Consider the following 18,758-nt stretch of genomic DNA (forward strand, 5'->3'; position numbering starts at 1 on the left):
CCATCATCCCCGTGCCGATCGATCGGGCTCCACGAGGAACCCGGCGAAGAACGCGGCCAGCCCGGCGTGGTCGGCCAGCGGGAGCACGTGCGCGACGTACTGGTCGGGCCGGACCACGACCACCGCGCCGGCCCGGTCGATGCCGCGGGCGGCGAAGATGTCGCGGTCGGGGTCGACGGCCCACGCCTTCTCCCAGTCCTGCAGGCCGAGCGGACCGGAGCGCGGCAGCAGCAGCGCCGGCACCTGCCCGAGGTCGACGTCGTGGTGCCCGCGCCGGAACACGCCGTGCACGTCGATCACGCTGTCGATGTCGGCACCGTCGGGGGTGAACCGCACCACGGGCGAGTCGGATGCCGCGCCCAGCCACTCGGCGGTCTCGATCAGGCCGCGCCCGCTCTCGTCGTCGAACACGTAGACGCGCCACCGCCCGTCGGCGCGGTGCGCGTGCCCGAGCTCGGCCCGCTTGGCGTCGGCGACGCGCACCACCGGCGCGGAGTGGAACCGTGTGCCGATCTCGAAGCCGGCGGCCAGGTGCTGGTGCTCCGGGCCGCCGGTCAGGGTCGACGGGGTGTAGGTGGTGGCCAGGCCCGCGGTGTAGCGGCCCTGCCGGGTGAACTCGGCCTGCATCTGCTCGCTGGTGACCCCGCCGCGCTCGGGATGCTGCGGGTCGACGGTGGGCTGGGCGACGAACGCCGACCAGAACCGGTCGAACTCGATGAGGTCCTCGGCCACGGTCTGGCGCTCGGCGGAGTAGGTGTGCAGGAGCGCGGCATCCGACCGCCCCTGCAGCACCGCGGCCAGCTTCCACCCGAGGTTGAAGGCGTCCTGCATCGACACGTTCATGCCCTGCCCGGCCTTGGCCGAGTGGGTGTGGCACGCATCCCCCGCGATGAAGACGTGCGGCAGGCGGCCTGTGGCGTCACCTGCCGGCACGTCGTCGAATCTGTCGGTCAGCCGCTGGCCGACCTCGTACACCGACGACCACACCACGGACTTCAGCTCGAATGTGTAGGGATGCAGGATGCCGCGGGCCACATCTGCGATCTGCGCGGCAGTGGTGTCGCGGATCGCCGCGTCACCAGCGGTCACCTCGCCGAGGTCGACGTAGCACCGCACCATGTTCCCGCCCTCGCGCGGGATCATCAGCAGGCTGCCCTTGCCGTCCGACTGGATGACGTTCTTGGTGCGCCAGTCCGGGAAGTCGGTGGTCGCCAGCACGTCCATGACGCCCCACGCGTGGTTGGCGGCGTCGCCGCGCAGGTGCTGGCCGATCGCCCGGCGCACGTTGCTGCGCGCGCCGTCGCAGCCGACGACGTACTTCGCCCGGACGGTGAACTCCTCGCCGGCGCCCTCCCCCGCCGCATCGTCGCCGGTGCGGCGCAGGGTCACCTCGACCGGATACTCGCCGTCGCCGACCGTGAGCGTGACGAACTCGATGCCGTAGTCCGGCTCGAGCCGGCTGGACGACCGGGCCGCGTGATCGAGCAGGAACTGCTGCATCCGCGCCTGGTTGACGATCACGTGCGGGAACTCGCTGAGGCCGGCGGGGGTGTCCTCCACCCATCCGGTGCGCTCGATCCGCGAGCGGTCGGCTGCGGAGGGCCCCCAGAACCGCACCTCGTTCACCCAGTACGCCTCGCGCACGAGCGCTTCGGCCAGGCCGAACGCCTGGAACATCTCGACCGTGCGGCAGGCGACGCCGTCGGCCTGCCCCTTCTCCAGCGGGCCGCCCCGCCGCTCGACGATGCGCGTGTCGATGTCGGGGAACGCCGCCAGCTGCGCGGCCAGCACCGATCCGGCGGGGCCGGTGCCGACGATCAGCACGTCCACGGTCGGCGGGATGTCACGGCTGCGGGCGATCGCCTGCGGCGAGGCCGGCTCGAGGCCCGGGTCGCCCGGACGGTAGCCGTCGCGATAGAACTGCATGCGATCTCCTTCGATCAGCGCCCCGGAAGCGGGATCGCCTCCACTATATCGTCAGTACCCCAACGATTCTAGTCCGGGAACCCGGAACGTCGGCTCCGCTCCTCACCCGGTCCGGGCGGCGCGACGCAGCGAGACGGTCACGATCAGGCCGGGGACGAGGAAGAGCAGCACGGCGACGAGCTCCACGATCAGCGGCAGCACCCAGGCACCCGTCAGCTCGTGCAGCAGGCCCAGCAGCAGCGGACCGGTCGCGGCGACCGCGTAGCCGATGCCCTGCACGATCCCGGAGCGGCCGGCCGTGGTGTGCTCGTCGTCGCCGAACGCGTTGATCATGATGAACACGATCGTGATGCCGGCGCCCTGCGCGAATCCGCCGATGAGGCACCAGGCCAGCCATCCGCCGGGGGCCAGCAGGAAGCCGAGAGGGATCGCCAGCCACCCGATGCCCACGCACAGCACCCCGACCCGGATCGAGGTGCGCAGCGTGATCACCGGCAGGATGAGGCATCCGGCGACCCCCGCGACCTGGAAGACCGAGGCGATGACGCCCGCGTCGGTGTGCGAGTAGCCCTGACCGGCCATGAGCGTCGGCAGCCAGGCGGTGATCGCGTAGAAGGCGAACGCCTGCCCCGCGAACGCCGCAGCCAGGATCCAGGTGGGCGCGTGGCGCAGCACCGACACGCGCGGGGCGTCGATGTCCGGGCGCGGGCCGGGGTGCGGCACGAACGCGGCGCGCAGACCGCGCAGCGGGATCCACGTGGCGAGGGCGGCGACGCCGAACATGGACCACGCCACGATCGCCCAGCGCCAGCCCACCGCATCGGCCAGCGGGGCGGTGCCCAGGGTCACGGCGAGTGTGCCCACGTTCAGCGCCGAGGTGTACACCCCGGTCATGGTGTGCGCCCGCCGGGCGCTGTACTCGCGGGCGATCACGATCGGCAGCACGACGTTGCCGATGGTGACGAACGCGCCCATCACGGCGGTGCCCGCCAGCGCGGTGCCGATGCCGCCGGACGAGCGCAGGATGCTGCCGAGGATGACCCCGATCACCGTCACGGTGAGCGCGACGTCGGCGCCGGCCCGGCGGATGATCGCGATCGCCAGCGGCGCGCAGACGGCGAAGCAGAGGACCGGGATGGTGGTCAGCAGCCCGACTACCCCGGCCCCCACGCCGAGGTCGTCGCCGATGTCGAGTGCGACCGGCGCGACGGCCAGGATCGGCCCCCGCAGCATCGTCGCGGACAGCACGATGACCACCGTCAGCAGGGCGAGGGAGCGGATGCGCGCAGTGCGTTCGGGCATGATCGGCAAGGCTACGCGCGTTCGATCCGTTTCACTATCTCGATAGTGACATCGGATGCGGCGGCCGCCCGCCGCCCGTCTCCTGCTCAAGGCATGCAGGGCACGACTCCGGATACCCTGAGCTCGTGAGCGTTCTGGCGACCGATCGACTCGAGCTGCGCGAGATGACCGATGACGACCTGGACGACATCGCGGTGCTGCTGGGTGACGAGGAAGTCATGCGCTACTACCCGAGACCCAAGACACGGGATGAGGCCGAGCGCTGGATCGCCTGGAATCGCGGGCTCTACCGCAACCGGGGATTCGGACTGTGGATCGTGACCCTGAAGTCCACCGGGGAGTTCCTGGGCGAGTGCGGGCTGACCGTCCAAGTCGTCGACGGCGTCGAGGAGATCGAGGTCGGCTACCAGTTGCTTCCCGCCCACCAGGGTTGCGGCTACGCGACCGAAGCGGCCGCCGCCTGCCGTGACGCGGCGCGCGATGTGTTCCGGGCAGACCGCGTCATAGCCGTCATCAATCCTGCGAACGACAGTTCCAGACGGGTGGCCGAGCGAATCGGGTTGCGACTCGAAAAGCACGCGGACATGTACGGCGAGGACCGGTTGATCTACGCCACCACGTTGGGCCAGGCCGAGCCAGCGAGCCGACCCGCCTTCTTGCAGATCACGCGACCCCTCGGACCGGTGTGGCGTCAGCGGATGCATCGCTGTCGGCCCACACCGCGCGCAGCCGGCGACGAACCCTGTCACGGGCACGATCGGTGAGCTCTGAACCGGCTACAAGCGTCAATGGAACGGTGCCCAGCGACGGAAGCCCCTCCAGCGGGCGCAGGCCCGGCGCGAGATGTGCGCGCGAGGGGAGGGCGGTGATGCCGACTCCCGCGCGCACTGCGCCCAGCAGGCTTGCGAGATCGATGCATTCCCGTTCGATCGGAGTGTCGGTGGCCACCGACAGCATGCGGTCACGGATGACACAGGGGCGTGCGAACACCACCAGCCGCCGCGGGTGGGGCGAGACCCGCTCCGACCCGACCCACTGCAGAGGCACGTCCGCGACGTGTTCGACGCCGCGTCCCAGATCGCCGAACCCGATCGCGACCGTGACAGCGCGACGGTGCACGAACTCGCGCAGCCGTGCGGTCCGGTGGAACTCATAGCGAACGCCGCGCGAAGGGAACTCTTCGCGAAGGACGTGCGCGACCCCCTCCAGCATCGGTGCCGACGCGTGCTCGGTCGATGCGACCACAATGTCGTTCTCGTCCGTACTGCGAAGACGCGCCAATGCGGCGTCGTGGGCTGCGACCAGACTGTAGGCCTCCCGCAGAAGATCCTCCCCGCGCGCGGTGAAGGCGATGGATCGGCCCTGGCGGAAGACGATAGGAAAGCCGAGATCATCCTCGAGCCGGCGCAGATGTGCGCTCACGGCCGACTGGGAAAGGTGCAAGGTCTCGGCCGCGCGACGGACGCCGGCCAGCGAAGCGACCGCGATCAGACTCCGCAGAGCGGTGATGTCGAGAGCCGTCATCATTCACCCCTCCAGAGGATCGATCACGTTCCTCGATCGATCCCACGCCCAGCGTACGTGCACCGGGAGGCTGAGGGATGCGCACACCGGAGGAGAGCACCCGAATGACCTTGTATTCCTTGCTCGCATCCGAACTCGCGCAGGCGAAGCAGGCCGACGTGCTGCGCGATGCCGAACATCGCCGTCTGCTCGCGCTCGCTCGCGAGCCCCGTCGACACACAGAAGGCCACCCGGAGGCGGGACGGTCTCAGCGGCCCGCCCGCTGGTGGCGATTGCCGGCCCGGGGCTGAGGCACGACATCACTCATCTGGAGGTACGAACATGAAGAACAGACTCACGATCGGCGTGTACCCGTTCGGCTTCGCAGCCGGCCCAGACGGGATCGCCAGCGGGCGTCCAGATGATCTCGGCCGGATCCGCACGGCCCTCGAGCGCCTCGCGCCGCCGCACGCCACGGTGCTCGCCCGCTCGTACGTCATCTGGGTCGGACCGGAAGCCACGGCGACCGTGCTCGCGCAGATATCCGCGCTCGTGGAGACCGGCTTGACGTGGGATCTGGTGCTGGCGTACCGCAATCGCACCAGTGACATCGAATCGTGGTGCGAGTTCGTCGCCGAGGTGGTCCGGCGCTACGGGACGGCCCTCGCCGCGGTGCAGATCACGGGAGAACCGAACCTCATCGGGATCCCCGATGCCGGGGACGGGACGTTCCCGCGCGTCATCGAAGCTCTCGTTCGCGGCGTCGCCGTCGCTGCGGAGACGAAACGGACGGTCTCTGCCACCGCAGCGATCGGCTTCGCAGTCGTTCCCGAACAGAGTCCCCTCGACGGCAGGTTCTGGCCGGCGCTCGCCGCGATCGCCGGGCCCGAGTTCGCAGCGAATGTCGACTATGCCGGACTGGACATGTACCCCGACGTCTTCGGCGGCCGCATCGAACTGAAAGATCTCGATCGTGCCGTAGATGCGATGCTCGGCACCTTTCGCGACATCGCCCTTCCCCTGGTCGGCATCGGCCGTACAACACCGATTCGCGTCTGTGAGACGGGCTGGCCCACCGGAGAAGGGCGCTCCGAGGAACAGCAGGCCGAGGTGCTCGACAGGGTGCTGCGCCGCGTTCATGGCCGTCGGCACGATCTCAACATCACACATTGGGAGCTGTTCGCGCTGCGCGACGCAGACAGCACTCGCACCGACCCCTTTCACCTGTTCGGGATCATGCGGGACGACTACGCTCCGAAGCCCGCGTTCGACCGCCTGCGCCGCACGATCGCAGAGCTCTGGGACGACGCCGAGAAGTGACCGATCATCATCCTCGATCGATCCTGCCCCGAGCACGGCTGCATATCGATGCTGGAATCCATGAGACGACCACTTGTTCCTCTCGGCGCCATCATCTTCTACGCCGTCAGCTACCCGATCGGTGCCATCGCGGCATCCATCGTCAGCCCCTTTCTGCTGATCACCCTGCGCTTCACCGTGACCGCCGGGGCGCTGTGGCTCTGGCTTCTGCTGCAGCACATCCGCGAGCCGCAGCGCGCAGAGCCGCTCGTGCCGCGGGGCCGACAGCTGTGGTGGAGCGTTGCAGCAGGAGCGCTCGTCCAGGGCATGCAGTTCTTGGCCGCGTACTGGGCGATGGCCCACGGAGTGGGAGCGGGCGTGTGCGCACTGGTGATCGCCATGAACCCCGTCGCAACTGCGCTGTTGAACCGCTCGCTGCACGGCGTCCGGGAGAACCGCTGGGGCTACCTCGCTCTGACATCCGGAACCATCGGCGTCGTCGTCGCATGCCTGCCGAAGCTCGTCTCCGACCCGGGGCTCGGGCCGGCGGTCGTTGCCACTCTCATCGCCCTGATCGGGCTGAGCGGCGGCTCCTTCCTCCAAGGGCGGCAGCTCACCGGTGTCACTCCGGTGGCGTTCACAGCCATCGGCGTGACCGCATCGATCCCCGTCGCGGCGATTCTGTCGACCACGACGAAGAATCACGTGACAGACATGGTGGAAGCCGCCGTGGTTCTGGGCGTGCTGGTCATCACCTCGACACTGGGCACCGTGCTCTATGCGGCATGCGTGCGACGCTCCGGCGCGCGCCAGGCATCGATCCTGTTCGCCATGATCCCCGCCGTCGCCGCCCTGGCCTCGTGGGGCATCCAGGGCGTGGGGATCGGGGTCTCGACGCTGGTGGGCCTCGCGTTCGGATCGCTCGCCTGCATCGCGCAGGTGAGGTCCGCGCGTCCGACATCGACCGCGTCACCGGCCCACATCACCCCGCACGACCACGGAAATCGGGGTAGAACGGAAGTTGCAGAATGAGTCCCTTGACTGAATCGCTTGTGCTCTGGGTCGCCTTCGCGGCGGGTTGGCTGGCCATCGCCTCCACATCACTGGCACGTGAACCCGGCCGCCCACCGGTGCGCTTCACCTGGTGGGCGCTGATCCTTTGGCTCGTCGTCGCGATACCCTCCCTCCTCCAGCTCGCCGTACCGGAGCTTCTCGATGCCGGCATGCGCAACAACGCCGTCGTCGAGCAGGGGCAATGGTGGCGTATCGTGACGGCGAACGTCCTTCAGGACGGCGGCCTGGCCGGCACACTGAGCAATCTGTCGATCCTGGCGGTCACGCTGCTCATCGTCGGACGGGCTCTGCCCGGAGCCCTTGCACTGATGTCGTTCATCGTGGGCGGACTGGCGAGCATGCTGCTGCAGCTCTCGCATCCCGGCGCCGGGAACTCGATGGCGACCCTGGCGCTTGTCGCGGCCGCCGCCGTGATCACGCTTCGACGGCCCGTCCGTCCAGCTTCCCTGGTGGGTGTGAGCGTCCTGGTGCTGATCGGAATCGCACTGACTGCGATCGGCAACGAGCACGGGCCCGCCATCCTCATCGGACTGGCGATGGGCGCAGCAGTCCGACTCGTCATGCACCTGCGGCGTCGACGCGCCGACGAGAAGGCCGCGGAAGCATCCGTCACGCGACCGGCAGCGTGAGCGTGCCCTCGGTCACGGTGTGCGTGTTCGGCACGAGCGCGGCCGCGGTCAGCGGATTCTCGCCCGTGCCGGCGCTGCGGGCGAACAGCGGGAACGATCCGCCGGCCAGGACGAGCCGGATGCGGTGGCCCGCCCGGAACGTGTACGCGGTGTCGAGCAGCTCGACCCGCACCGGGCCGTTCGCGTCCCCGCGCAGCCGCACGCAGCCCTCGGCGACGTTGTGCGAGCGGCCGCGGGGGTCCACGTCGCTGATCCGCGCGAACAGGTCGGCGTCGGGGTGCTCGGCGGCGTGCTCGAGCTCGACGATCGGCGCCCCGCGCACCACGACATCCTCTTCCAGCACGGCGGTGGAGTAGACCAGCGTGTCGCCGCGGTCGGCGAGCCGGCCGTCCTCGACGTATCCCCCGCCGCTGATGATGTTGCCGCCGACGGTCGGCGTCGGATCGGCCGGGTCGTACACGAACCGGCGTTCGCGCGCCGTGCCCGGCGCCTCGGCGAGCGCCGCGCCGTCGAAGTGCAGCGTCCGGGTGGTGGATGCCGCGGGCCAGTCGTCCCGCTCGACCCAGGCATCCGTCCCCTTGTCGTACACCCGGACCCGCGCCATCCGCGCCGGTGCCGGGATCCCGGCCACGTGCGCATCCAGCCAGGCGAGGGTCTCGACCGTCGTGACCTTGGCGGCGGCGCCGGTCAGGTCGAGGTGGGTCCACGGGCCGACCGTCAGGGCCGTCTCGACGCCCCGCTCGCGCAGCCGGCGGTACTGCTGGATGCTCTGCCGCAGGAAGATGTCCTGCCATCCGCCGAGGATCAGGACGGGGATGTCGGTGCGCTCCAGCGCCTCGGCGTGCTGCATCGGCGCCCAATAGGGGTCGGCGAGATCGTCGCGCACCAGCCGGTCGCGCAGCCACGGGGCGGCGTCACCGAAGTGCGCGACGGCCGCATCCACGGTCGGGGTGGCCTGCAGGACCGGCCGCAGCCGGCGGTTCGCGGTGATCATGCCCAGGATCGTGCGCAGGATGCCGCGCCCGCCGAGCACGACCGTCTGCTCGGTCCAGCCGAACAGGTCGAGGGTGAACGTGCCGGTGCCCCAGGCGTGCCGGCTGAAGTCGTGCGGACCCATCAGCACCACCGCGGCGACCAGGTCGGCGGGCGGGTCGGCGAGCATCGCCCACTGCGTGTAGCCGAGATACGATCCGCCGACGGTCGCGAACCGACCCGGGTACCAGGCCTGCTCGCGCATCCAGGCCGCGACATCCTGACCGTCGGCCTGCTCGGTGCGCATCGGGTCGAACTGACCGCCCGAGTCGGCGGTGCCGCGACTGCTGACGAACAGCACGGTCCAGCCCTGCGCGGCCCACGGCCCCGCCATCCTGCGGGCGATCATGCGGCCGCGGCCGTACGGGCCGCGGGTCAGCAGCAGCCCCTTCGACTCCCCGGCCGGGGTGTACAGGTCGGCGCCGAGGGTGATGCCGTCGCGCAGCGGGATGCGCAGGCCACTGACACGGTACGCGGCCATGTCAGTGGGCTGCGCTTCCGGCCAGCCCGATGCGGCAGGCCTGGAGCATGGCGCGCAGCGACTGCGCGTCGGCGTGCGAGAGCGAGGCCGTCATGTCCTGTTCGATCTCGGCGACCGGTCCGCGCATCCGCTCCAGCAGCTCGTAGGCGGTCTCGGTGAGCGAGATGTGCTGCTGCCGCCGAGACGACGGGTCGGGGACCCGGCGGACCAGGTCGCGCGATTCGAGGGTGTCCAGCAGCTGGGTCATGCTCTGCGGGCGTACGAACGACATGCGCGCCAGCTGCGCGGCGATCAGCCCCGGGTGCCGTTCGAGCACAGTGAGCACCGTGTACTGGACGGCGGTGATGCCGTGTGCGGCGGCCAGCTCGTCCAGGCGGGAGCGGACGGCGAGCTCGACCTGCTTGATCAGGTACAGCATGGTCACCGGCGGCGCCTCGGTCGCGGTCGACGCCGGCGCCGTCGACCGCGCGCTAGCGGGCATCGACGACGGCCTCCTCGTGCACGGCGGCCCCGGCCGCCGGTGGGCGGCCGCCGCGCCGAAGCCGGGCCACCGCATCCGTCACCGACGGCACGATGCCGCGCGGCAGCAGCAGCAGGAACACGACCAGCACGACGCCATATCCGGCGTACTGCAGGATGGGCCCCGCCGTCGGCGGCAGGCCGGGCAGCGAGGCCAGGGCACTGAGCAGCTGCAGCCACAGGCTCAGCGCGACCGCGCCGACCACCCCGCCCCAGAGGGTGCCGAGCCCCCCGACCATGGCCATGATGACGTAGCCGAACGAGGCCAGCGGCGGGTAGGTGTCCTGGCTGACGAAGGGCGTGAAGAACGCGCCGATGCCGCCGGCCAGGCCCGCGAAGGCGCCGGCGATGGCGAACACGACCACCTTGCTGCGCAGCACCGGGACGCCGCTCGAGGCGGCCGCACTCTCACTGCCGGCCAGGGCCCGGATGCCGCGGCCGAACCGTGAGTTCACGAGGTTGTGCACGGTGGCCATCGCCGCCGCCAGCGCGGCGAGGGCCAGATACGCGTACGGGAGCTGGCCGCTGAACACGATCGGTCCGACCGACAGCGGCGGGATGCCGAAGATGCCCACGCCGCCGCCGAGGAACGGCACCGTCGCCATGACCGTCTGGATGATCAGCAGCACGGCCAGGGTGCCGAACGCGAGGTAGTGCCCGCGCAGCCGCAGCAGCGGCCAGCCGATGAGCGCGGCCACCACCGCCCCGAGGATCGGCGCCAGCACGAGGGTCAGCAGCGGCGGGAACCCGAGGTTGACGGTCAGGGTCGCCACGGTGAGCCCGCCGACGGCGACGAAGGCGCTCTGGCCCAGCGACACCTGGCCGGCGTAGCCCATGAACAGCGACAGCCCGGTGACCACGACCGCGGCCAGCACGGTCTGGACGAAGAACGTCAGGTCGGTCAGGACCAGCGGGACCAGCCCCAGGAGCACGAACACGGCGATGGCCGCGATCCAGCGGGCCCGGCCCAGGGCCGGACGCACGCGCACGGCGCTGGTGCTCATTTCGCCTCCTCGGGGTTCATCGTGCCGGCTCGCACGATCATGATGACCAGCATCATGAGCAGGGCGACCGGGGTCTGGTACGAGCCGTTGCCGTAGGCGGCGACCAGCTGCCCGACCACGCCCAGGATCACCGCGCCCAGGAACGTCATCCACGGGCTGCGCAGCCCGCCGAAGATCGCGGCGGCGAAGCCGCTGAGGATCAGCGGAAGGTCCGAGGACACCGACACCGCCGTGGTCGGGGCGATGAGCACGCCGGCAAGGCCCCCGAGCGCGCCGGCGATCGCGAACGCGACGAGCCCCATCATCCGGGTGTTGATGCCGACCAGCCGGGCCGCGCGCGGGTTGGATGCCGCCGCGGTCAGCGCCTTGCCGATGTCGGTCCGGGCGAAGAACAGGCTCAGCAGCGCGAACGTCACCAGCGCCACCAGGAACACGAGGATGCGCTGGCTGGCCAGGTTCACACCGAGGATCTGGATGCTGCCCCCGAGGCCCGGCGGCGAGACCGGGTTCTGCCCCCAGATCGCGACCACGACCGCTTCGGCGATCATGCCCAGCCCGAGGGTGATCAGCAGCGAGATCATCGGCGGCGTGCCGCGCTTGCCGATCGCGACGATGCCGATGGCCACGCCGATCACGGCGCAGCAGATCACGGCCACGAGCTCCGCGACGCCGTGCGGCAGCATCCCGCTCAGCAGCGTGTAGGAGATCATCGCACCGAACACCGCGAGCATGCCCTGCGCGAAGTTGAGCACGTGGGTGACCCGGTACACGACGACCATGCCGCTGCCGACGAGGGCGAACGATCCCGCCAGCGCGAGACCCGAGAGCAGGTAGGTGAGGAACGCCTGCATGTCAGACTCCCGTCGCGTTCGGATCGAGGCCGCCGAAGTAGGCGTCCTGCAGTTCGGGGGCGTCCCGCAGCTGCGCGGTGGGCCCCTCGGTGACGATCTGTCCGGATTCGAGCACGTAGGCGCGCGAGCACAGTTCGAAGGCCAACCCGATCTCCTGCTCGATCAGCAGCACGGCGGTCCCCCGCGAGCGATTGAGCTCGGCGAGATGCTCGACCAGCTGCGCGGCCACCATCGGCGCGAGCCCGAGCGAGAGCTCGTCGACCACCAGCAGGTCGGGCTGGGCCATCAGGGCGCGACCGACCGCGACCATCTGCTGCTGGCCGCCGGAGAGGGTGTCGGCGCGCTGCCGGCGCAGGCGCTGCAGGTCGGGAAGCAGCTCGTACACCGGGCCGATGTCCTTCGGACGGTGCCGCCAGGCGCCCAGGCGCAGGTTGTCCTCGACGCTGAGCTCGCCGAACATCTGCCGTCCCTCGGGCACCTGGGCGACGCGCCCGCCGACCTCGATCCGTCCGGACACGGTCTTGACCAGCCCCGAGATCGCGTTCACGAGGGATGTCTTGCCCGCCCCGTTCGGACCCACGAGGGCGACCAGCTCCGCGTCATCCACGGTCAGCGAGACGCCGTCCAGAGCCGTGGCCGCCCCGTAGCGGACGACCAGGTCGTCGATGGTGAGCATCATGCCGCGGCCGCCTTGCCCAGGTACGCCGAGATCACGCGCGGGTCGCGGCGGATCTCGTCGGGGGTGCCGTCGGCGATGACCTCGCCGAGATCCAGGACGGTGATGCGGTCGGCCAGCGACGTCACCATCGACACGTCGTGCTCGATCAGCATGATGGTCATGCCGTCGCCGTGCAGCTCGCGGATCAGCTGCGACAGGTCGCGTCGCTCGCTCGCCCGCAGTCCCGACGCCGGCTCGTCCAGCAGCAGCAGCTTCGGCCGGGCGGTCAGCGCCCGGGCCAGCTGCAGGCGCCGCTGCTGGCCCAGCGGCAGCTGCTCGGCGTCCCGGTCGGCCCAGTCGGCCAGCCCCACCCGGGCCAGCGCCTCGCGCGCCGAGGCGAAGATCTCGCGCTCCTCGCGTCGGTGCCGCGGCAGGCGCAGGACGGCGCTGGCCGCCCCCGCCCGGGTGCGCGCGGTGGCGCCCACGGCGACGTTGGCCAGCACCGACATCCCGGGGAAGATCCGCGCCCCCTGGAACACGATCGCCACACCCCGCCGGGCACGCCGGTGCGGCGGGAGCCGGTCGATGTGCTCGCCGTCGAGGGTGATCCGACCCGAATGGGGGTGCAGGTGTCCGCTGATCATCGTGAACAGCGTCGACTTGCCCGCACCATTCGGGCCGATCACCCCGCGCAGCTCGCCGTCCGCGACGCTGAGGGAGACATCCCGCGCCGCATACACGCCGCCGAACGCCCGGGAGAGCCGGTCGACCTCGAGCATGGCTACTTCGGCGCGTCCGTCTTGAACTTCTCCGCCTGGTAGTCGGTGGCCGTCCAGACGCCGTCCTTGACCACCATGATGCCGATGGCACTCGCGTCCAGGCCCATGTGGTCGGTCTTGCTGTAGTGGTAGTGGCCGTTCGGGGTCAGCAGATCGGTCGCCTCCAGAGCATCCCGGATCTTGTCCCGGTCGGTGGAGCCGGCCTTCTCGATCGCGTTCTTCAGCAGCTCGATCGCCGTCGCCCCGCCGTATGCGAACTCGGGCGGGTTCACGTTGTCGTGCTGCGCGCGCCACGGGCCGGCCACGGCCATCACCAGGTCCTTGTACGGACCGGCGGGGATGGCGTCGGGGTCCAGCGCCGCGGTCGTGGCGCCGATGACGCCCTCGGCGGCGGCACCGGACGGCTCCAGCCACAGGTTGGACGCCTGCGAGCCGGTCACGTAGAACGGCACGCCCTTGCCGGCAATCTGCTTGGTGATGATGACCGGCGCCGGTCCGGAGCCCCACTGCACGAACGCGTCGGGCTTGGCGGCGACGACCTTGGTGATCAGCGGCGTGAAGTCGGTGGCGGCCGGGTCGTAGGCCTCGTCCAGCACGATCTGCATGCCGGCGGCCTCGGCCAGGCTCTTGGTCGACTTCTCACCCGTCTGCCCGTACAGGTCGGTGCCCGTGTAGGCCACGGCGACGGTCTTGACGCCCTTCGCCTTCCAATAGTCCACGAGGGCGGCGGCGTAGATCTTCGTGCTGCCGGGCGAGGTGAACGCGTAGGGGTTGCTGCCGTCCACGTATCCGTCGACCGGGCTGAGCGCGATCGTCGGGATCTTGTACTGGGTGATGCTGGAGCTGACGGCCATCGCCGCGGACGTCATCGAACTGGCGAGCATCGCCGAGTAGCTCGAGTCGGACGCCATCTGGTTGAACTGCTTGACCGACTCTGTGGGGTCGGTCTTGTCGTCGACGACCGTCAGTTCGATCTTCTGGCCGTTGATGCCGCCGGCCTTGTTGATGTCGGCGACCGTCTGCTCGGCCGCCTCCTTGTCACCGGCTCCGAGCGCCGACAGCGGGCCGGTCAGGGGCATGACCGCGCCGATCTTGATGGGCCCGGCGGCGCTGCCGGACGGTGATGTGCTGCCTCCTGCGGAGCATCCCGCCAGCGCGAGCGCGGTGACGGATGCTGTGGCGAATGCGGCGACGGCAAGCAGGGTCTTGGATCTCATGGTCTCTCCGATTCATCGTTGAACACAGAAGTCGGCGTCATCATCGGGTTGCATCGGCGCCATTATCAGGTTGCCTGACTGTCAGGAAGTATGAACGAGCGAAGGGGCCGGAGTCAACCCTCAACCCCAGAACGATGCGAGGCCGTGACATCCGCTTCTTACGAAGGTCGGGAGCCGGACCCCCTTGTGCAATTCACAGGAGTCCTGATAATTGTTCCCGTCACCTACTGTTCGGACGAAGGAGTTCGCATGACCAGAGGATTCACCCGCGCCTTCACGACGGTCGCCGCAGCCGCGGCGCTCGTGCTCACCGGAGGTGTCGCCGCTCAGGCCGACGCCACGACCACCGCCCCCTCATCCACCCACTTCACCGGGACCCTCGCCGACGGTGCGACCTGGGTCGCCGACAAGCCCGCCGACTGGAACGGCGTGCTCGTGCTGTACAGCCACGGCTTCGGCACGCTCAGTCCCTCCGACGCCCCGAACCCCGACACCCAGGCCGCGCTGCTGGATTCGGGCTACGCGCTGGTCGGATCCTCGTACAGCGGACCGAGCCTGTGGGCCCTGGCATCCGCCACCGACGACCAGTTCGCGGCGCTCGCCGCCGCGAAGAGCGTGATCGGCCACCCGCGGCAGGTGCTCGCCCTGGGCACGTCGATGGGCGGGCTGATCAGCGCGCAGGAGGCCGAGCGCGGCAACGGCCGCATCGACGGCGCCCTGACCACCTGCGGGCTGCTGGGCGGCGGGGTGAACCTGAACAACTACCAGCTCGACGGGGAGCACGCCATCGCCCAGCTGCTGGCCGATGACCCCGACATCCAGCTGGTCGACTACGCCGATTCCGGGCAGGTGCAGGCGGCGACGGCGGCGTTGACGGATGCCGTGACCGCCGGGCAGCAGACGGCCCAGGGCCGCGCGCGCATCGCCCTGGCGGCGGCTCTGATGCAGACGCCCGACTGGATCAGCGGCGACACCCCGCCCACCGGCTACGCCGAGCAGCAGGCGCAGGAGGCCGCGTGGCTGCCTCCGCAGCTGAGCTTCGTCATTTCGGGGCGCCCCTCGATCGAAGCATCCGCCGGCGGCAACGCGTCCTGGAACGTCGGCGTCGACTACGCGAAGATGATCCGGCGATCCGACCGGTACCCGCAGATCCGCGCGCTGTACCGGACGGCGGGGCTCGACCTCGACGCCGATCTGCGCACGCTCACCCGGACCGCCGACATCGCCCCGGATGCCGACGCGCTGCGCAACCTGACCGCGACGTCCACGGTCACCGGCAAGATCACGGTGCCCGAGCTCACGCTGCACACGATCAGCGACCAGCTCGCGCCGATCACGTACGAGCGCCAGTACCGCGACCAGGTGAACCGCGCCGGCCGCGGCCACCTGCTGCGCCAGGCGTACACGCAGTCGATCGGGCATTGCAACTTCACGCCGGCCGAGATCGTGGGAGCGCTGAACACCGTGCACGCCCGCGTGTCCACCGGCCACTGGCCGAGCACGACGGCGCACGCCCTGACCCGGGCGGCGGATATCACGGGTTACGGCGACAGCAGCTTCATCACGTATCACCCGGCCACGTTCGTGAACGCGCGCACCTACCCGCCGCGGCACCACCGCCCCTCCTGGCGCTGACTCGGGGTCTGATCCGGCCCGGGCCGTGGGCCCGGGCCGGCTCGGCGTGATGGCCGGCTCGCGCTGACTCGTCAGAAACGGTCGGAATCGGCATCCGAATTCCGACCACTCGGGGAAGGTGACGGCCGGTTCAGGTCCGGGCCGCGAACGTGGCCGTCCGCGAATGCGACGGGCCGGCTATTTCGCGCCGGCCTGGCCGACGTTGCGCATCGCGAAGCCGCCGCCGTCGACGTAGAGGATCTGGCCGGACACCCAGCGGGCGGCGTCGGTGGAGAAGAACAGGGCCGCCGAGGCGATGTCCCAGTTGTTGCCCTCGACTCCCATCGCCACGTTCTGCCGGCGGATCTCGCGCTGCTCCTGGTTCATGCCGTGCGCGGCGAACGCGCCCCAGATCATGCCCACGCGGACGCAGTTGACGCGGATGCGGCGCGGCGCGAGGGTCGCGGCGGCGCCGGTGGTGAGCTTCTCCAGCGCCGCCTTGGCGATGCTGTACGGCAGGCCGGGTCCGCGGCCCTCGGCCGCGCCGGACGAGATCAGCACGGCCGAGCCGCCCTCGGTCATGTGCTTCTGCGCATGCCGCAGCAGGTACCAGGCCGACTTCAGGTTGAGGTCCATGGCGAAGTCCCACGCCTCGACGCTCGTCTCGAAGATGCCCTCCACGCCGCCGCCGCCGATCGAGTCGGCGACCACGTCGATCCGTCCGAAGCGCGCGATGACGGCATCCACCGTCCGGGCGACATCCGCGTCGTCGGTCATGTCCACGATGAAGGCCTCGGCCTCGCCGCCCGCGGCCCGGATGCCGTCGACGGTGCGCTGCGCGGCGGCCTCGTCCCGATCGAGCACCGCCACCGCGGCGCCGTTGCGGTGGTACAGCCATGCCATCGCGAAGCCCACGCCCCCCTCGGGGCCGCTCAGTCCGCCGCCGGCGACGACGGCGACCCGGCCGGGCAGCCACGGCGGCCCTGCCGTGGCGAGGGCATCGGTGACGGGGAATTCCCACGTGGACGGATCGCTGGGCATCGGGTCGCTCCTTCGTGTCGGGATGTCTCCCACTCTGGCCGACCGACACCTCCCGCCACGTGGTCGGTTTCGCCGGGCGGAAGCCCAGGCCGTCCACGCGGAGCGACAGCGGGAGAAGCCCGAGCCAGAGGTCGAGCCCTCACCTCACCGGGAAGGCCCGGCCGGACCACTCCCCGAACACGCGGAACACCATCGACATCGCGGCGTTCGGCGAGCCGGCGACGATGATCGGCAGACTGACGGCGGACGCGTCGGCGAACACCGGGTGGAAGTGGTCGTCCGGGAACGGACCCTCCGGCAGCCGGCTGAGCCCCTTGCCCACCGCGGCGAGCTCGCCCTCGGTCCGGCCGGCGTGTGCGACGAGCCACTCGCGCACGTCCTGCTTCGACATCCCCGCCTCGGCGAAGACGCGCGCGTGGTCCGGGTTGAGCACAATGCCCACCGAGGAATGACGGAAGATCCAGGCACCGGACCGCTGGATCGTGTCGGCGAGGTCGCGCAGCACCTCGACCGGGTCGGTGAAGTGCCGGTTGTCGACGAACTCGCACGTGCGCACCAGCATCACCGACACCGCGCTGTCGCCCGGCTGCAGCCCGCCGTCGACCGAGAACGGCTCCCACGGGCTGGACTCCTCGTCCTCGGCGATGCCCATCGTCCACCGGCCGGGAAGTCCCTGGGTCGCCTGCTCGAACTCATGCGGGCGGATGCCGAACCCGTTGCGCACGGTCAGTCCGAGGGCGCGCGGGATGGCCGCATTGGCCCGGAATCCCGGCCCGAGCACGCCCCCGGCGGCGTTCACGCCGAGCTCGGCGCGCAGCGGCCCGTTCACGATCACCAGCGGCGCCGGCCCACTCGTGCTCTGCCATCCGCCGCCGCCGGCGGCTCGATCGGCCGAGAGCGCGTCCCATGCGGCCAGCACCGCCGGGAAGTACTCCGGCCGACAGCCGGCCATCACCGCGTGCACGGCCGCGTCGCGCACCGTGACCGCCCGACCCAGGCCGACGTGCCGGGCGACGATCTCGTCCGGGTCGCGCGCGGTGCCGGCCAGGAACCCGGCGATCGACTCCTCGGTCGCCGGCAGCACGGGCAGCCCGTCCGACCAGCCCCGCTCGTAGAGATGGTCGGCGACGGCGTGGGCCGCCTGCGGGTCGAGGACGGTGTCGGCGCTCACGCGGCCGGCCCCGCGGCATCCGTCATCCGCGCTGCGTCATCCGCCACCGGCCCCGCGGCATCCGTCATCCGCGCCGCGACCGCGTCGGCCAGCTCGTGCGCCCGGACTCCCAGCTCGTCGGCGCTGAGGTTGGCGACGGGATGGGCGGTGAGCAGATAGGGGAATCCGCCGTCGCCCTTCAGATCGGCCATCGCCTGGGCGGTCGTCGCGAACGCATCGGTGCAGATGACCGCGGTGGGGATCCCGGCCTGCTCCAGCGCCACCCCGTCGGCGACCGCCGCGGCGCTGCACGAGCCGCAGTCGCCCACGCCGATCACGACCACGTCGCACTCGGCGGTCAGCTGGTGCAGCAGCTCGTCGGACAGGGGCAGCGCGAACGGCCGCTTGGTCCGGGCCACGAGCCGGCCGGCGCCGTGCCGATCGGCGAGGATCTCACCCAGGTCGCCGAGCAGCGCGGCGGCGTTGCGCTTGGTGTTCTCCAGCAGCCCGACCCGCAGTCCGTGCAGCGACGGCTGCCGCGGGGCACGGCGCGGACTCGGGGTCGGCACGACGCGGGCCGTGCTCACGGTCGGATCGATGATGGTCTGCATCGCGGGTCCTCCTGGCGTCTCGCGTCGGACCAGGATGCGACGCCGAGACGGTCGCCGTCGCCGGCCGC

At 70.7% G+C, this 18,758-nt stretch carries 19 protein-coding genes; 6 read left to right on the forward strand and 13 right to left on the reverse strand.

Annotated features, from left to right (window positions below; genetic code table 11):
- Positions 1-3 precede the first annotated feature (3 nt).
- A complete protein-coding gene (locus AC0L6F_RS08705) occupies positions 4-1,926 on the reverse strand; it encodes an FAD-dependent monooxygenase (protein WP_473537554.1) in 1,923 nt (640 codons plus the stop codon).
- A 102-nt stretch (positions 1,927-2,028) separates the two neighbouring features.
- Complete coding sequence (locus AC0L6F_RS08710; RefSeq protein WP_473537555.1) at positions 2,029-3,228, reverse strand: MFS transporter; 1,200 nt, start codon at positions 3,226-3,228, stop codon at positions 2,029-2,031.
- 125 nt (positions 3,229-3,353) lie between these two features.
- Between AC0L6F_RS08710 and AC0L6F_RS08715 the strand changes: the two genes are divergently transcribed.
- Positions 3,354-3,992, forward strand: a complete 639-nt coding sequence (locus tag AC0L6F_RS08715) for a GNAT family N-acetyltransferase (RefSeq protein WP_274636167.1) — start codon at positions 3,354-3,356, stop codon at positions 3,990-3,992.
- Here the strand turns inward: AC0L6F_RS08715 and AC0L6F_RS08720 are convergent.
- On the reverse strand, positions 3,892-4,752 hold the full coding sequence (locus AC0L6F_RS08720; RefSeq protein ID WP_473537558.1) for a LysR family transcriptional regulator: 861 nt from the start codon (positions 4,750-4,752) through the stop codon (positions 3,892-3,894). The genes AC0L6F_RS08715 and AC0L6F_RS08720 overlap by 101 nt on opposite strands.
- A 77-nt stretch (positions 4,753-4,829) precedes the next feature.
- Here AC0L6F_RS08720 and AC0L6F_RS08725 point away from each other — a divergent pair, with 77 nt between their 5' ends.
- Genes AC0L6F_RS08725 through AC0L6F_RS08740 form a run of 4 tightly spaced genes read left to right on the forward strand, consistent with a single transcriptional unit; the run spans position 4,830 to position 7,733 of the window.
- Positions 4,830-5,042, forward strand: coding sequence for a hypothetical protein (locus AC0L6F_RS08725; protein ID WP_473537559.1), 213 nt, complete (start codon positions 4,830-4,832; stop codon positions 5,040-5,042).
- 55 nt (positions 5,043-5,097) lie between these two features.
- On the forward strand, positions 5,098-6,051 hold the full coding sequence (locus AC0L6F_RS08730; protein ID WP_473537561.1) for a glycoside hydrolase 5 family protein: 954 nt from the start codon (positions 5,098-5,100) through the stop codon (positions 6,049-6,051).
- A gap of 60 nt (positions 6,052-6,111) precedes the next feature.
- Positions 6,112-7,062, forward strand: a complete 951-nt coding sequence (locus AC0L6F_RS08735) for a DMT family transporter (protein WP_274636170.1) — start codon at positions 6,112-6,114, stop codon at positions 7,060-7,062.
- Between the two features lie 5 nt (positions 7,063-7,067).
- Positions 7,068-7,733: a hypothetical protein gene (locus tag AC0L6F_RS08740; protein ID WP_274636171.1), complete on the forward strand. Its 666-nt coding sequence runs from the start codon at positions 7,068-7,070 to the stop codon at positions 7,731-7,733.
- Here the strand turns inward: AC0L6F_RS08740 and AC0L6F_RS08745 are convergent.
- Genes AC0L6F_RS08745 through AC0L6F_RS08775 form a run of 7 tightly spaced genes read right to left on the reverse strand, consistent with a single transcriptional unit; the run spans position 7,714 to position 14,274 of the window.
- Positions 7,714-9,246 (reverse strand): CocE/NonD family hydrolase, encoded by a 1,533-nt coding sequence (locus AC0L6F_RS08745; protein ID WP_473537562.1) that lies wholly within the window; start codon positions 9,244-9,246, stop codon positions 7,714-7,716. The genes AC0L6F_RS08740 and AC0L6F_RS08745 overlap by 20 nt on opposite strands.
- Before the next feature lies 1 nt (position 9,247).
- Positions 9,248-9,664 (reverse strand): MarR family winged helix-turn-helix transcriptional regulator, encoded by a 417-nt coding sequence (locus tag AC0L6F_RS08750; protein WP_473539980.1) that lies wholly within the window; start codon positions 9,662-9,664, stop codon positions 9,248-9,250.
- Positions 9,665-9,716: 52 nt separating this feature from the next.
- Positions 9,717-10,769 (reverse strand): branched-chain amino acid ABC transporter permease, encoded by a 1,053-nt coding sequence (locus AC0L6F_RS08755; RefSeq protein WP_274636174.1) that lies wholly within the window; start codon positions 10,767-10,769, stop codon positions 9,717-9,719.
- Positions 10,766-11,620: a branched-chain amino acid ABC transporter permease gene (locus AC0L6F_RS08760; protein ID WP_274636175.1), complete on the reverse strand. Its 855-nt coding sequence runs from the start codon at positions 11,618-11,620 to the stop codon at positions 10,766-10,768. The genes AC0L6F_RS08755 and AC0L6F_RS08760 overlap by 4 nt, the downstream gene beginning before the upstream one ends.
- A gap of 1 nt (position 11,621) precedes the next feature.
- Positions 11,622-12,299 (reverse strand): ABC transporter ATP-binding protein, encoded by a 678-nt coding sequence (locus tag AC0L6F_RS08765; protein WP_354003015.1) that lies wholly within the window; start codon positions 12,297-12,299, stop codon positions 11,622-11,624.
- Positions 12,296-13,057 (reverse strand): ABC transporter ATP-binding protein, encoded by a 762-nt coding sequence (locus AC0L6F_RS08770; protein ID WP_274636177.1) that lies wholly within the window; start codon positions 13,055-13,057, stop codon positions 12,296-12,298. The genes AC0L6F_RS08765 and AC0L6F_RS08770 overlap by 4 nt, the downstream gene beginning before the upstream one ends.
- A gap of 2 nt (positions 13,058-13,059) precedes the next feature.
- Positions 13,060-14,274: an ABC transporter substrate-binding protein gene (locus AC0L6F_RS08775; protein ID WP_473537563.1), complete on the reverse strand. Its 1,215-nt coding sequence runs from the start codon at positions 14,272-14,274 to the stop codon at positions 13,060-13,062.
- 249 nt (positions 14,275-14,523) lie between these two features.
- Here AC0L6F_RS08775 and AC0L6F_RS08780 point away from each other — a divergent pair, with 249 nt between their 5' ends.
- A complete protein-coding gene (locus AC0L6F_RS08780) occupies positions 14,524-15,909 on the forward strand; it encodes an alpha/beta fold hydrolase (protein WP_473537564.1) in 1,386 nt (461 codons plus the stop codon).
- Between the two features lie 177 nt (positions 15,910-16,086).
- Here AC0L6F_RS08780 and AC0L6F_RS08785 read toward each other — a convergent pair whose 3' ends face one another.
- The 3 genes from AC0L6F_RS08785 to AC0L6F_RS08795 all read right to left on the reverse strand — a co-directional run bounded on the left by AC0L6F_RS08785 (position 16,087) and on the right by AC0L6F_RS08795 (position 18,690).
- Complete coding sequence (locus tag AC0L6F_RS08785; RefSeq protein ID WP_473537566.1) at positions 16,087-16,929, reverse strand: SDR family NAD(P)-dependent oxidoreductase; 843 nt, start codon at positions 16,927-16,929, stop codon at positions 16,087-16,089.
- A gap of 139 nt (positions 16,930-17,068) precedes the next feature.
- Complete coding sequence (locus tag AC0L6F_RS08790; RefSeq protein ID WP_473537567.1) at positions 17,069-18,100, reverse strand: hypothetical protein; 1,032 nt, start codon at positions 18,098-18,100, stop codon at positions 17,069-17,071.
- Positions 18,097-18,690 carry a UGSC family (seleno)protein gene (locus AC0L6F_RS08795; RefSeq protein ID WP_473537568.1) on the reverse strand — a complete coding sequence of 198 codons (594 nt, stop codon included), beginning with the start codon at positions 18,688-18,690 and terminating at the stop codon, positions 18,097-18,099. The genes AC0L6F_RS08790 and AC0L6F_RS08795 overlap by 4 nt, the downstream gene beginning before the upstream one ends.
- Positions 18,691-18,758: the final 68 nt, after the last annotated feature.

Source organism: Microbacterium sp. G2-16M (assembly GCF_055809115.1).